This is a genomic window from Pseudoalteromonas sp. KJ63-1, from assembly GCF_055808145.1.
In genome coordinates, this window is record NZ_CM147855.1 from 1120253 (window position 1) to 1134964 (window position 14712).

The following is a 14712-nucleotide window of genomic DNA, read 5'->3' on the forward strand; positions in this document are numbered from 1 at the left end:
ACAAGGTTGGGTACTTAAGTTAATATCGATTGAACAATAAGAAAGACGGAAAAGATTAACCCCTTATTTCGTAAAGCTTATGACAGGTATTCTGAATAGCAGAGTATGGTAATTAATAATAATAAATATAACTGTGAGGATGTTCATGGAAGCTTTTGTAAGCGCCGTTAATGATGTTGTTTGGAGTAATGCACTCATCTATTTATGCCTAGGCGCAGGCTTATTTTACTCAGTGCTAACTCGATTTGCTCAAGTTAGACATTTTAAAGAAATGTGTAAGCTATTATTTAGCCCTAACACTTCAGAGAAAGGGATCTCGTCTTTTCAAGCCCTTGCTGTCTCGTTATCTGGCCGAGTAGGGGTTGGAAATATTGCCGGTGTTGCAGCCGCAATTGGTTTTGGTGGTCCCGGTGCTATTTTTTGGATGTGGGTTGTTGCTTTTTTAGGTGCAAGTACTGCATACGCGGAGTCAACATTAGGTCAAATTTATAAATTAGAAGAAGACGGCCAATACCGCGGTGGTCCAGCGTATTATTTTGACCGTTGTTTAGGGCAAAAGTGGCTGGCTGTATTATTTGCTGTATCGGCAATTATAGCCTGTGGGGTTTTCTTACCAGGGGTGCAAGCAAACGCTGTAGGTAATGCATTCACTCAAGTATTTGGTGATGGCACTATGGTCTCTACAAGTTTTGGTGACGTAGGCAGCTTTAAACTCGTTGCGTTGGCTATTATTCTTATTGTTTTAGCGTTTATTATTTTTGGTGGTATAAAACGCATCGCTAATTTTACGCAAATTGTTGTGCCATTTATGGCGCTTGGTTACATCGTTCTCGCCTTAATTGTGGTATTTATAAACTTAGACAAAATACCGGGTATTTTCTCGCTCATCATTGGTGATGCATTTACAGCTCAAGCAGGCTTTGGTGCCGCAATTGGCTGGGGTGTTAAGCGTGGAATATACTCAAATGAGGCGGGCCAAGGTACAGGCCCTCATGCAGCGGCTGCAGCAGAGGTTGATCACCCTGCACAGCAAGGTTTAGTTCAAGCTTTTTCTGTTTATGTTGATACACTCTTTGTATGTACAGCAACGGCATTAATGATTTTAATAACGCAGCAATACAACATTGTTGGTGAATTACCTGCGGGTCAATTCATTGTACAAAACGTTGATGCAGCAACTGAAGTGGGTTCAGCAGCGTTCACCCAAATGGCGTTGTTTAGTGTATTTGGTGGCTTTGGAGAAGCGTTTGTAGGCATCGCCTTATTTTTCTTTGCTTTTACCACCATACTGGCTTACTACTTCATTGCAGAGACGAATATCGCGTACTTAAACCGCTACTTTAAAGGAAGTATTCCGCTTGTAGCCGTAAAACTTGTCATTATGTTTATGGTAGCCTACGGCATGGTTAATAGCTCAGGTTATATTTGGACTATTGGCGACATAGGCGTTGGCTTAATGGCGTGGATCAACATATTGGGTATATTAGCTATTTTCTTTGTCGCTAAACCGGCCTTAACATGTTTGAGTGATTATGAAGACCAGAAGAAGAAAGGTGGAGAAATCACGTTTGATCCCGTTAAATTAGGGATTAAAAACGCCACTTTCTGGGAAAAACGTCTTGAAAAGCAATCTAAAGACGCTGAATAAACAGACCCTAGTAACCTAATATGAACTATTGGGTTAAATTCAAAAAAGACAAAGAGCAATAAAACAAGTACAATGAAAAGCGCCGAAAGGCGCTTTTTTTATGCGTAGTATGGAGAGAGATGTATGGCGATTATTCGTTGCCCCAAATGTGCAAAATCAATTTCAGATAAACATCCGCAGTGTCCACATTGCCAAAGTAACGTTGCTGAATTAAATGCCGAGCAAGTTCAACAACTTCAACGTGAGCAGCGAATTAAAAAGCAGCAAATGTTTATGAACCACTCCTTTTTAGCGCTGATCTTATTTTTAGGTGGCTTCTTTTGTTTGTACTTCCTACAACCTCAAGAAAAAACACTTCAGTGGTATGCGTATACCTCAGCCATAGGCATTGGCTGTATTTGGTACCTTATTAACCGTATTATTTTAGTGACTCTGAAAAAGAAAAAATGACATGAATATTGACAACTTAGTACAGAATATTACTCCAGAATTATTTGAGCGCCTACAATATGGTGCATCAACAGGGAAGTGGCCAGATGGCACACCTTTATCAGATGAACAAAAACAACAGACAGTGCAACTTGTGATGTTGTATCAAGCAAAAGTAGCACAATCAAACGAGCAGTTTACCATTGGTGCAGATGGAGAAATGATCCAAAAAACCAAAGCGCAACTACAAAAAGAATTTAAATCAGATAACGAAATAGCTAGGTTCAGTGAAAATGATCTTTAAACACCTTTTTACACCAAAATGGAAACACCCGAAGCAACAAGTTCGTTTAGATGCGATTGAAAAACTTGATGTAGCACGCGACGTAACAATTTTAAGTACCTTAGCGCTTGAAGACTCATCGGCTGAAATTCGCCGTAAAGCACTGCAAAAAGTAAACGATTTACCGCTTTGGTGGAAAGCTTACAAGCAAGATCAGGCATTAAAAGATGTGGCTGAGCAGCAAATATCGTCTGCTGTATTAAACAGTGAAAGTAGCTTATCGGCGCAGATTAAAAATGAGTACATTGAACGTTTTGCACCGGTTAAAACCCTTGAAAAACTGGCATTTGCAGAAAAAGAGTTACAAGTAAGAGTAAAGTTATTAAAACGCCTAGCAAACCCTAAACTGATTGAAAAAGCCTTTAAAGAAGCCAATGAAGAGCTGCAAAAGCAGTTAGTTGACTTAGTCATTACACAGCAGTTAACTAAAGCTTTGTTAAAGCATGCTCAAGGTGAAGCTAAAACGGCCCTTGAAAGCCATCTTGAAAACGAGCGTTTAGCGCTTGAAATGCCAGCGCGAGTTGAAAATGCTACCCGTGTTATTTTAGCCAAGCTTAATGCACTGCGTGATAAACACGACTACGCTATTGTTGACCCACAAGCCGCCGAACTTATGGCACAGTGGCAAGCACTAGAGTTAAAATGGCTAAACGAAGAACATGTAAAAACCCTTGATGCTAAATATATTTCAATTACCGATAAGCTTGATGTTCACATTGCCACATTGAAAGCGCAGCACGAAATAGAGCAGCAACGTTTAGCGCAACAACAGCGCCAAGTCTTAGCATTAGCCACGTTAGAAGCGTTGAGTGAAGAAATTGAAAATGCATTACAGTTAGGATTAGAAACGCCAGAGCAAATTCAGCAAGATTGGCTAAATGCCAAAGTAGCGCAAGCGAAAGATACGCTAGATAAAACGCAACTGGTGGCTGATCAGCAATCAAAACAAGTGATTAATAAGCTTGAGCAGCTATTCTCACAAGTTGCTAAGTTACCTGAGCTAACTACGGCGATTAAAGAATATAAAATTGCCTACAGTACGCTTAGTGAAATAAAACCTGCAGAGCAACTTAGCGATTACGATCAACAGTTAACAGCGTTCAATGACACATTTAAAACTGCACGTAGTCACCTAAATGTACTTAGCACTGATTTACAAGCGTCATTCAAAACTCAGCTTAACAGCCACAAGAAGCAGTTTTTAGCCGCAATGAGCGAACTGACAAAGCCGCTAGAAAAAACCCAAAGCCAAGCTAAGCGAAAAGCGCGCGATGTTAAACGTCTAATTGAAGAAGGTCGTTTTAATGTTGCATTTGGCGTATTTAAGGGCTTCGAAGAGCTATACAATGCCTTAACTGAAAAGTATCAACAGCCACTGGTTAACTTAAAAGCCGACCTAGAAGCGCAATTAGCCGATGCTAAAGACTGGCAAAAGTATGCAGCGGCTCCTAAGCGCGCTGCACTTTTAGAAGAAGTAACACTGTTAGTTGATGAGCCTTGTAACGATCCACAACAGCGTGCTGACCAAGTTAAAGTATTGCGAAAGCGTTGGAACGAGTTAGGACGCCTTGATACAGAGCAAGAAAAGCAGCAAGGTAATGAGTTTGATGAAAAAATTGAGCTATTGTTCGCACCTTGTCGCAGTTATTTTGCAGAACAAGAAAACCAGCGTGAAGCGTCTAAAGTAGAGCGTGAGCAACTAATAGCGCAAATGCATGCACTGCACTTACAAGCGACAGAGGATGCTGATTTAGATTGGAAACAATTTGAAAGTCACTATAACCGATTACAAAAAGCATGGCGTAGTGTAGGTAAAGTTGATCCTAAAACATACCGCGTATTAAACGAGCGTTACAAGGCAGAGCAACAGCTTGTTGTATCTTCACTTAATGCGTTTCACAAAGGCAATGCTGCACTTAAAAATGAGCTTGTGGAGCAGGCGCAACAGCTATCTCAAAGTGAAAACCTAGCAGAGGCTTGTCAGCAGTTAAAGCAGTTACAGCAACAATGGCAGAGTATAGGTTTTGCAGGCTTAAAAGCTGAGAATGCACTGTGGCAAAAATTCCGTGAGTTTAATGATGCAACATTCACTAAACGCAGCGAAGAGTTTGAGCAGCAAAAACGCGAGCAAGGTGAGTCAGATAAGCAGGCTACAGCTGAACTTAATGAGCTAGAGGCGGTTTTAAATAGTGTTGAAGGTAAAGCCCAGTTACTTGATCTGCAAACCAAAGTTAAAGGGTATATGCCATTTAAATCGTTAACGCCTAAAGTATCCGCTTTGTTGTCAGCCATAGATGAAAAGCTAACAGGGTTAGTTGCTAAAAATGAGCAGGCTAACTTAGACGCATTATTTGTTGCGCTTGAGAATAATGAGCCGGTGCCAAGCCAGTTTACTGGTGCGGTAAAAACGACATTAAGTACCGAGCAGTTGCTCATGCGTATGGAAATACTAGCCAACGTTAGTTCGCATGATTCAGCGCAGAGAATGGTTGAGCAAGTGGCAATGCTAGATGACAAACACCGTGGTGACCACGCTGATTTAAACTATTATTTAAAGCAATTAATAGCGCTCAGCGAAGGTTCAGTCAAAACTGACACACTAGCAAGGTTAAAAGTTATTTTTGCTGTAAACTAACTTTTATCAACTAAAATAAAAAAACCGCTATTAAAGCGGTTTTTTATTATGGCTACTTACTGCCAAGACGATTAATGAATAGGGTTTTGCATGAAATTTTTTGTTTTTATTTCACTATTATTTATAACTGCCTGTAACAGCACTCAAGGTATTTCGGTTTATTCATTTACAAATTCAGAGGTTGAGTCATTACTAAATAAAGAGTTACCTAAATTAAGTGAAAAAGTCAGCCTGATGGGCTTACCTGTACAGTTTGATGTAAATGATTTAAGCGTTAATATTGGCCCCGACAACAGTGATTATGTTTTATTAGGTGCTGATTCGAGCGCCGAAATCAATGCCTTTGCATTAAAGTACCCTGTGCGTTTAAAGTTACAAATCCAAGGCACGCCTTTTTATGATAGCGAGAAAAAAGCCGTATTTTTACGTAATGTTAAGTTACTCGATTCAAGTATTGATGCCGGTGGCTTTAAAGGTAATTTAGAAGTGCTGGATAATGAGGCGATGGATGTCATGAATGCCTTTTTGGCGGTTAACCCTGTTTATAAGTTAAATATGAACGACCCTAAAATGGCATTGTTAAGTAATCTACCCTTAGATTTAAAAGTAGTCGAAGGCGCTATTAAGCTAGTACCTCGGTTATAATTTAGATCCAATAAGCGCAATAAAACGTATTAGTTGACCTTATTATTAATAGATTAGGTTAATTATGGCTAATGAGCGATCCGTTCCCACCTCTCGACTTTCACGATTTGCAAAGTTAGGCTCATTAGCCACCGGTGTTGCCACAAATATGCTAGTAGGTGGTGCCAAAAGTGCGCTTAGTGGAAAAGGCTGGGATAATAAAAGCTTATTACTCCAGCCGAAAAATATTGAAAATTTAGCCACTCAGCTATCGCATCTTCGCGGTGCGGCAATGAAGCTTGGGCAACTGCTTTCAATGGATGCTGGCGACTTATTAACTCCCGAGCTCGCTCAGTTACTGTCTTTGTTGCGTGCCGATGCCAACCCAATGCCACATAAGCAATTAGTGAGCGTGCTAAAAGAGCAATGGGGGGATGACTGGTTATCGCGTTTTTCTCATATTGAGCTGAGGCCTTTTGCAGCAGCATCAATTGGGCAGGTCCATTTGGCTTATAAAGAAAATGGTGCTCAATTAGCGGTTAAAATTCAATACCCAGGTATTGCAAAAAGTGTAGTAAGCGACGTAGATAACGTGATCACTTTACTTACTTTATCGCGATTATTGCCCAAAGAATTGGATATAAAACCCTTAGTTGAAGAAGCGAAAGGGCAGTTATTAGCTGAGGCTGATTACACCCTAGAAGCAGAGTATTTAGCACGCTATAGAAACTTATTATCGACTCACCCCCACTTTAAAGTGCCTAGTGTGTATGTAGAGCACAGCACTGCGCAGGTGCTTACAATGGAGTATGTTGATGCCAAACCCATAGAAGGCATTTGTGATTTACCCGCTGCTGAGCGAAGCTATGTTGCAGAGCAACTAATTGATCTGTTTTTTAAAGAAATGTTTGAGTTTAAGTTAATTCAAACCGACCCCAACTTTGCTAATTTTCATTATCAACCAGAGTCACAAAAAATTGTGTTATTTGATTTTGGTGCCACCCGAGAAATTACCTCTACCCTTAGTGATGCTTATTTTGCCTTGTTTAAAGCCGGCAGTAATAATGATCGTGAAGGCGTGCTCAATGCCGCCACAGCTATTGGCTATTTTAAAGACGCTTTAAAAGATGACTATAAAGAAAGAGTGATTGATTTATTTTTAATGGCTTGCGAGCCACTTCGCTATAATGGCGAGTTTGATTTTAAAAACAGTGAACTTGCTGGCAACATCAAAGATGCCGGATTACAGTTAAGTGCCCAGTCGCAGCAGTGGCATACTCCCCCTGTGGATGCATTGTTTATTCATCGCAAATTAGCTGGCTTATATTTAATTGCAGCGCGTTTAGAAGCCAAAATAAATATTAAGGCGTTATTTAGCCATTATTAAGTGCTAAAGCAGGATAAAATTGGCATAATACTCGCGATATTTCGCGAGGTCGTATTATGATAAAAAACTTTTTAAACGATCCTACCTTATTGCTCAATGCGGTAGGTGAGGGTATATACGGATTTGATTTGTCCGGTAATGCGGTATTTGTAAACCCAGCTGCAGAGCGAATGACTGGGTGGACAGCCGATGAATTATTAGGCAAAAAAATACATCAATATCATCACCATAGCCATGCCGATGGCACCCCTTATCCTGCCGATGAATGCCAAATTTATTGCACTATGTTTGATGGCAAACGCCGCGAAGTAAAAAACGAAGTATTTTGGCGCAAAGATGGCAGTGCCTTTGCCGTTGAGTACACCTCTACCCCCGTTTATAAAAATAACCAGCTTATTGGTGCTGTGGCAGTATTTCGCGATATATCAGCACAACAGCAAACCCAAACCCAGTTGCACGAAGCGTTAGCTCAAGTAAAGCATCTAAGCGAGCAGCTAAAAGATGAGAACGATTACCTTATTGCCGAGCTTAACGAGGATTGGCAAGATTCGGGTCTGGTTGGTCGCAGTGATGTATTTCAACGCATGTTAGATCAAATACAGTTAGTGAGTGAAACCGATAGCACCGTACTTATTCTTGGCGAAAATGGTACTGGCAAAGAGCTGGTGGCACGTAACTTACATAGATTAAGCAAACGCAACGAGCAGGCGTTTATAAAAGTTAATTGTGCGGCATTTACTCCAAGTTTATTAGAGTCTGAGCTGTTTGGACACGAACGAGGCTCTTTTACTGGGGCTAATGAGCGTCGTAAAGGGCGTTTTGAACTTGCCGATCATGGCACTTTATTTTTAGATGAAATTGCAGAGCTACCATTAGAGTCCCAAAGTAAGTTATTACGGGTATTACAAGAGCGTGAATTTGAACGTGTTGGCGGTAGTCAAACCCTTAAAGTTGATATTCGCATCATTGCTGCAACCAACCGTAACTTGTGGGAAATGGTACAAGCAGGGCAGTTTAGAATGGACTTATATTACCGTCTAAATGTGTTTCCCATTCATGTGCCAGCACTTAAAGAGCGAAAAGAAGACATTCCTTACTTGTGTCAAAACTTAATTGCGCAAATAAATAAGCGCTTAGGTAAACAATTACAGGGGTTAAGTAAAAAAGCGATCAGGCAATTACAAGCCTATGACTGGCCAGGTAACATTAGAGAGCTGCAAAATGTACTCGAACGAGAAGCTATTTTATCTAAACACTCTACATTACAGTTAAGTCAGTCGCTTAAAGCGGGCGATGATAACGCCATAAACCCAACGCTTACACTTGATGAAGCACAAAAACAGCATATAAGCAGCGTATTAGCACTGTGTAATTGGAAAATTGCAGGTGAACAAGGCGCGGCAAATAAGTTAGGCTTACCAGAGAGTACCTTACGCTCAAAAATGCAAAAGTTAGGACTGCGTCGTCAGAGCTAGCTCGTGATATATCGCGATAGTCGCTAAATGTCGCGATATTATAGTTCGGTTTTATTTTTAAAATCATTTAATATCAATACTTTAGTTTAGCTTTTAGTGTGGTCTGAAAGTTGCAAATACTTGTTTAATACCCGTCACTATGAAGTAAGTAGCATGAAGTTTGATATTAAAGAAGAAGACATGATCATTAAGCCCTATAAAGAAGAGGGGCCAATTTATATACGCGAGCAAAAAGGTTTTTTTCAACGTATACGCCGTAATTTAGGCTGGCTGTTAATGCTGAGTTTTATTGCCATTCCGTGGGTTCAATATAACGGTCAGCAAGCGGTTTTATTGGATGTGGCCACCCAAAAGTTTACTATTTTTGGCCTTACCTTGCTCCCTCAAGACTTTATGATTTTAGCCATGCTGTTTATGGTGGGAGCGTTTGCCCTATTTTTTGTTACCAACTGGCTTGGCAGAGTATGGTGTGGTTATACCTGCCCACAAACCATTTGGATGTTAATGTTTTCTTGGGTTGAGCAACGTATAGAGGGTACACGTAACCAGCGTATTAAGCTTGATAAAAGCCCATGGGATATTACCAAATGGCGAAAAAAATCACTAAGCACAGTGCTTGGCTGGTTATTTCGGTGCTCACAGCCACCTCATTTTTAGCGTATTTTATTCCCGCTAAAACCTTGTACCTAGAAATGTTAAATTTAGAGTGGTCAGGGATCACCAGTTTTTGGGTATTTTTATTTGCGTTTTGTACTTATGGAAATGCGGGCTTTTTACGTGAAAAAATGTGTACTGTGGCGTGTCCGTATTCGCGCTTTCAATCGGTGATGTTTGATAAAGATACGCTGGTGGTTACTTACGATAGCGAACGGGGTGAAAATCGCGGCCCACGTAAACGCAAAGCTGATCCGAAAGCACTTAATTTAGGTGATTGCGTAGACTGTAACTTATGTGTGGAAGTATGCCCTGCAGGGATTGATATTCGTAATGGCTTGCAATATGAATGTATTAACTGTGGTTTATGTATTGACGCTTGTGACGACACTATGGATAAGTTTGGCTACGAAAAAGGGTTAATTAAATACGCCAGTGAAAAGCAAATGGCAGGGCAAAAAACCAATCCATTTAGGCTTAAACTTGTAGGCTATGGGGCGTTAACTGCGCTATTAATTATATCTATGTTTGCTTGGATGTTACAACGCACCCCTATAGAAGCTTCTGTGCTTAGAGATAGAAACGCATTGTATCGAGTAAATTACGAAGGCTTAGTTGAAAATCCTTACACACTTACTATTATCAATAAAACTCAGCAACCGCTGCATTATTCAATTTCAATTAGCGGTTTAGAGGGAGCTACATTGCAAAGCCCAAATGCTATATTAGTAGAGCCTGGGCTGATGAAAAGTGTGCCGGTAACGGTGACTGCAGACGGCTACGATTTAGCACGCAAAGTGAGCAAGCTGAGTTTTGTGATTACTTCGCAAGAGGATCCTGCAATTACTATTACCAAAGACAGCCAGTTTTATAAAAATTAATAAAGTATGAGTCCTAGCCAGTTAACAACCTGACTCGGCTAGGGCTAGCTGCTTAATTACAAATTTTTTGGCGCTTTGACAATCATCAAACAAGCACTCTTGTAGAGAGCATCACGGCCAGAGCTGTGCATAATCCGCTGCAATTGCCTTATAGCAATAGGCGAGGTGAGGACAAACGCACTGATCAAACAGTTATTAATCCCCATTGTTTGGCTTACATCTATCATGTTTTTTTCAGCATCGGGGGTAGCAGCAATCACTTCTGGAGAGTGGCTAATATAACCCCAAGGCAAATGCTTAAACGGTTCAATGGTATTTAATAAAGCGGCTTTAAAATGATTTAATAACTGAGGGTTTAAGCTACCTTTAAACTGCCCAATAACTATATTTCTTTCAACGCGCAAGCTATAACTGCCGTAGTTATTTTCAAATTTCAATAGCCGCCCCTTTTATTGATTATTTACTGCATTGGTCACTTATTAATAATGTAGTCTAAGGCACCTGAAATTGCAGCAACTTGCGCTAATATACACTCTTCAGGGTTAGCCGTTGCACTGTCTGGATATACTTCAGTGGTGGTGACATATGCAGCTTCAGAAAATCCCATGCATAGGCCTAAATCACGGGCCGCGTAATTAATTACCCCAAATTGCGATTGTGGTACACCAATTAATTGCTGATTTTCATCGCTAGGTGCAATATGCGTTACTTTTTCAACATGTTCAATAATTGCTTTTTGAAAAGCAGGCTCTGGTTTGTTGCTATCAGCCACTAAATAAAAGCCATCAGGAATGTTCCAGTTGGTGTTTACTTTGCCTTCACGAGCCGCAAGTGCGGGTCTAAATTCACTGTTATCAGAATCAGTTGTTTCATGTAAATCGATATGCGCGATTAAATCAGTATTTAAAGATTGCACATAGTTCATCACTGCCGCTGATTCTTGCGCTGGGCTGCCCTGATAAAAAGAGCGATTAGGGTCGTTCGCATCTGGGTTCCAACGATTAATTGTTTCATAACCCCATGGGCTAATACAGGGGTAATTACAATATTAAAGTGCTCAGCATACTGATTTGCCAGTGTTTTAGCGAATCTTAAAGCGCCATGAACACCACTGGTCTCGTAGCCATGTACGCCGCCAGTAATTAAAACAGTGGCTTTGTTTGTATCAAAATTAGTGGTTTTTAACGCGTACAAAGGGTAGCTACCTGCGGCATAATTAAGCTCACCGTATTGCTCCACTTCTAGAGTGCTTTTAAGTTCATCAATTAATGTTACGACTTCTTGTTGATAGCTTCGCTTAATTTTTTGTGCCTCAAGCCATTGGATTTTATTATTGTTGTTCCACTTCTCACCTGGCGTACCAATTGGGTAACTACTGTTATTCATATTAAACCTTCAAGTTGAATTATCTCTGCGGGCTATAGAGCACATAGACCATAATGACGAAAATAAAGCGTTAGCTTAACGCTGACTAAAATAGCGCGCAAGTATATGCGATAGTCACTGCATTAGTTAATGGCTGAGCTTGAATGCGGATAGTGCCTTTGTTGCATAAAGTCTTTTAAAAACCATGCGGCAAACTCATGTCTGCCCTCTACATCGGCTTTGCTGTAAATGTAACACAGTGCATTTTAGATGGTGCAAGTAGGCGGCTACGCCCTGTATTAATGATCGCTACAACTGCTATGTTTGGTTCATTGCCGCTGGTGTTTGCAACAGGGCCAGGAGCTGAAATTCAAAAACCATTAGCTATCGTAGTTATTGGCGGGTTAATTACCTCAACTATTACAACACTTTATTTATTACCTATCTTTTATGGTTGGTTAGAGAAAAAACATGGCTGAGCAGTTACTTTTTACCCTAAATGCACCTACAAACATAAAAGATGACGTGGTTGATATATTAATAGGCATAGACTGCATTACCGGCTTTAACTTAAAAAAATTCAAGGCTATAGTAAAGAGCACAGCGAGTTTGATATTGCCGAGCAAGTAGAAGGACATCGAGATTTTTATCAATTTGAGGTGCATATTTTATTATCTGAACTTGCCATACTAAAAACGGCGCTAAGCCCTGTTTGTAAGTACACACCGTTAAAATATTGGGTAACCCCGATTTATGAAAGTGGGCATATTGGATAGTTACCATATTAGACTAACTTTGAGAGTCACTTCAATTGGATTAATTATTAAACTTATTTAATTGATTTTGACCACTTATCAATGTTTAATTGAATGACATGTATTAATTGTTGTTTATTATGCACTTTCTCCATAAGTACTTCTTACTTAACGATCATCATACTGCCCATGATGAAGTCGCACACTGGCGGGTGAGTGCACTGCGGATAATTTTAACTCTCGTTACTTTGCTCTGTTTTTTGGTAGTTTGTTATACATACACCCGCGCAATTGAATTTGACCTAATTTACATTGCAGTTATTACTATTAGTTTTTTCACTATTGCTTTTAGTCTTTTATTAGCAAGTAAGCGATTTTACACATTTAGTGCAAATGCACTTCTATTAACTATCGTTGCCGGTAGTTTATCAATGAATTTATTTTTAACTGATTTAGAGCTTGCAAAGGTGGGTTCTATGTTTATGTATTCATGTCCCATCATTGCTCTTATGCTACTCGGTTACAGAACGGCTTTGGCCTACGGTATTTTAAACATCATACCTTTTTACATGATCATTAATAATGTTGATTTATCTGGCTATTCAGGAATAGCAAGCCAATTACCAGAAGCTGGCTTATATATTACAGGCCTGATATTTTTATTTTTTAATATTTGTATTCCACTGGCCACTGCGCGAACAATTGTTGCTGCCAAACGTTTAAACAAAACCATGTTAAATGCTAATAGCTTCCTTAAAGATAAAAACGAGCTTTATCGCACCTTATTTACTGAATCTAATAAAGCTAAAATTATTGTCGACGAAAATTTAGTAATTACAGATTTAAATCAACATGCTATTGAAATGTTCGGATTAAAAAACAGCTTGAATGAAAAGGCTGTAAGAATTAATGGATTATTCCCTGCACTTAATAGCAAAGAGTTAAATATAAAAAATCAAATCATAGAATATAAGAGTCGCTACTATAAGAGTAATTATCAGCAAATAGCAATGAATACAAATTACCGAGTGTATGACTTTTATGATTGCACGCAAGAGCAGTTAATTAAACAAAACTTGTCTATGATGGAGCAAGAAAACAAACGTCTAAGGTTTAGAGACTCGCAGACTAAACTGCCTAATCGAGAGTGGTTTGAGATGCAATGCGATAGGTTAACGTCTAAATACCAAAAAGGGTTTTATATTGTCGTTACACAAAGCGCAAATAGTGAATATTTAAATTTAAAACTTAACAAAGCTGACTCGCAATCATTGCTAATTACTGCTTATAAGCGCTTAAAAGCAATGTCAGAAGGGCCTTTGCTTTGTGCGTATATAGAAGGTGGCAAACTTGGCTTTATTATTGGTTCAAACTCAAGCGAACAGCAAAACAAGTTATTAATACAAATTAAAAGCACTTTAGATCAAACTTATGATGTATTTGGTACTAATTACCAACAATCATTTTTATTTGGTTTTGCTAAGTGTCCTGAGCACGGTGAGGATAGTGCTATTGTTCTTAGTAATGCGTGTGAGGCGCTCAAGCTCGCAGACTATAACTTGCCTTTTAGTGGTTACAACCAAAAACAATCACAGGCTTTTATGGAAAAGTATGAAATTTCCATGTTACTTGATGAAGCTTTGCAACAAAATGATCTGTCAGTACATTATCAACCTAAAGTGAATGCAAAAGGTGAATGTATTGGGCTTGAAGCATTAGCTCGTTGGCATAGCTCTGTGCTTGGTAATATATCGCCAACTGTCTTTATTCCTATTGCAGAAGAGTACAGAATGATTAGTAGATTAACGGATTTAATTATTCAAAAAGTCTGCGCTCAAATTGCCCAATGGAATAAAGTTGGTTTGCCACTTTTACCCATAGCAATAAACATATCTTTGCTCGATTTTAGCCAAGCTGACTTTATGTCTAAATTGGTAAAATATTTGGCGGATTTCAATGTAAAACCGAATCAAATAGAATTAGAGCTTACCGAAACCTCACTTGAGGCTAACCAAGCTCACTCTCTAAAACTTATGCAAACTTTGCAAGATTGGGGGTTCACGATTACTGTGGATGACTTTGGTGTTGGCTACTCAAATATTGCACGCCTTGCTGATTACCCTATTGATAAACTTAAATTGGATCGCTCTTTAATAAGTCAGGTTACAAGCTCTACACGCCAAAAAAGCTTAGTTAAAGCTATGCATGTGATGTGTGATGAACTCAATATCAAGTGTGTAGCCGAGGGAGTAGAAACCGAAGAACAGGTTTTAATAATGTCCGAAATGGGATGTAAAGAGTTTCAAGGCTATTACTTTTCTAAACCCATGAGTGCTCAGGTGTATGCTGAATGTATAAATGAAAATGGTCTTGTTTTTATGACAAAAAACTCAGCTACAATGAAAGGTAGTTGAATTTAATAACTAGGTTCTAGCGACCTTTTTGGATTAAAATTTCAAACAAGGGTAACGAATTTTTTGGCGTTAAATGCTGCTGAAATATTTCAGCAGCATTTG

General features: G+C 39.3%; 10 protein-coding genes and 3 pseudogenes. 11 read left to right on the forward strand and 2 right to left on the reverse strand.

Annotation, left to right across the window (positions count from 1 at the left end; translation table 11 throughout):
* The first annotated feature begins 145 nt into the window (after positions 1–145).
* From AC0L7Q_RS05295 to ccoG, 8 genes and pseudogenes are all read left to right on the forward strand, one after another.
* On the forward strand, positions 146–1648 hold the full coding sequence (locus AC0L7Q_RS05295) for an alanine/glycine:cation symporter family protein (protein WP_008114078.1): 1503 nt from the start codon (positions 146–148) through the stop codon (positions 1646–1648).
* A gap of 123 nt (positions 1649–1771) precedes the next feature.
* On the forward strand, positions 1772–2098 hold the full coding sequence (locus AC0L7Q_RS05300) for a hypothetical protein (RefSeq protein WP_008114079.1): 327 nt from the start codon (positions 1772–1774) through the stop codon (positions 2096–2098).
* Between the two features lies 1 nt (position 2099).
* A complete protein-coding gene (locus tag AC0L7Q_RS05305) occupies positions 2100–2381 on the forward strand; it encodes a YeaC family protein (protein WP_008114080.1) in 282 nt (93 codons plus the stop codon).
* Positions 2371–5055, forward strand: a complete 2685-nt coding sequence (locus AC0L7Q_RS05310) for a DUF349 domain-containing protein (protein ID WP_413401626.1) — start codon at positions 2371–2373, stop codon at positions 5053–5055. The genes AC0L7Q_RS05305 and AC0L7Q_RS05310 overlap by 11 nt, the downstream gene beginning before the upstream one ends.
* 90 nt (positions 5056–5145) lie before the next feature.
* A complete protein-coding gene (locus AC0L7Q_RS05315; protein ID WP_409425108.1) occupies positions 5146–5700 on the forward strand; it encodes a YceB family lipoprotein in 555 nt (184 codons plus the stop codon).
* Between the two features lie 64 nt (positions 5701–5764).
* Positions 5765–7066: an ABC1 kinase family protein gene (locus AC0L7Q_RS05320; protein WP_413401628.1), complete on the forward strand. Its 1302-nt coding sequence runs from the start codon at positions 5765–5767 to the stop codon at positions 7064–7066.
* Between the two features lie 56 nt (positions 7067–7122).
* Positions 7123–8541 carry a sigma-54 interaction domain-containing protein gene (locus AC0L7Q_RS05325; RefSeq protein WP_413401631.1) on the forward strand — a complete coding sequence of 473 codons (1419 nt, stop codon included), beginning with the start codon at positions 7123–7125 and terminating at the stop codon, positions 8539–8541.
* Between the two features lie 153 nt (positions 8542–8694).
* A pseudogene (gene ccoG, locus AC0L7Q_RS05330) lies at positions 8695–10076 on the forward strand (cytochrome c oxidase accessory protein CcoG).
* Positions 10077–10132: 56 nt separating this feature from the next.
* Here the strand turns inward: ccoG and AC0L7Q_RS05335 are convergent.
* Both AC0L7Q_RS05335 and AC0L7Q_RS05340 read right to left on the reverse strand, forming a co-directional pair.
* Positions 10133–10513 (reverse strand): hypothetical protein, encoded by a 381-nt coding sequence (locus tag AC0L7Q_RS05335; RefSeq protein WP_409425111.1) that lies wholly within the window; start codon positions 10511–10513, stop codon positions 10133–10135.
* A 35-nt stretch (positions 10514–10548) separates the two neighbouring features.
* Positions 10549–11462, reverse strand: a pseudogene (locus tag AC0L7Q_RS05340) (M14 family metallopeptidase).
* A gap of 251 nt (positions 11463–11713) precedes the next feature.
* Here AC0L7Q_RS05340 and AC0L7Q_RS05345 point away from each other — a divergent pair.
* From AC0L7Q_RS05345 to AC0L7Q_RS05355, 3 genes and pseudogenes are all read left to right on the forward strand, one after another.
* Positions 11714–11920, forward strand: a pseudogene (locus AC0L7Q_RS05345) (efflux RND transporter permease subunit); the annotation flags it as partial.
* 135 nt (positions 11921–12055) lie between these two features.
* Positions 12056–12217 (forward strand): DUF3240 family protein, encoded by a 162-nt coding sequence (locus AC0L7Q_RS05350; RefSeq protein WP_409425561.1) that lies wholly within the window; start codon positions 12056–12058, stop codon positions 12215–12217.
* A 119-nt stretch (positions 12218–12336) separates the two neighbouring features.
* The gene (locus AC0L7Q_RS05355) at positions 12337–14610 is read left to right on the forward strand and encodes a putative bifunctional diguanylate cyclase/phosphodiesterase (RefSeq protein ID WP_413401637.1); all 2274 of its coding nucleotides are present in this window, start codon (positions 12337–12339) and stop codon (positions 14608–14610) included.
* The last annotated feature ends 102 nt before the right edge of the window (positions 14611–14712 follow it).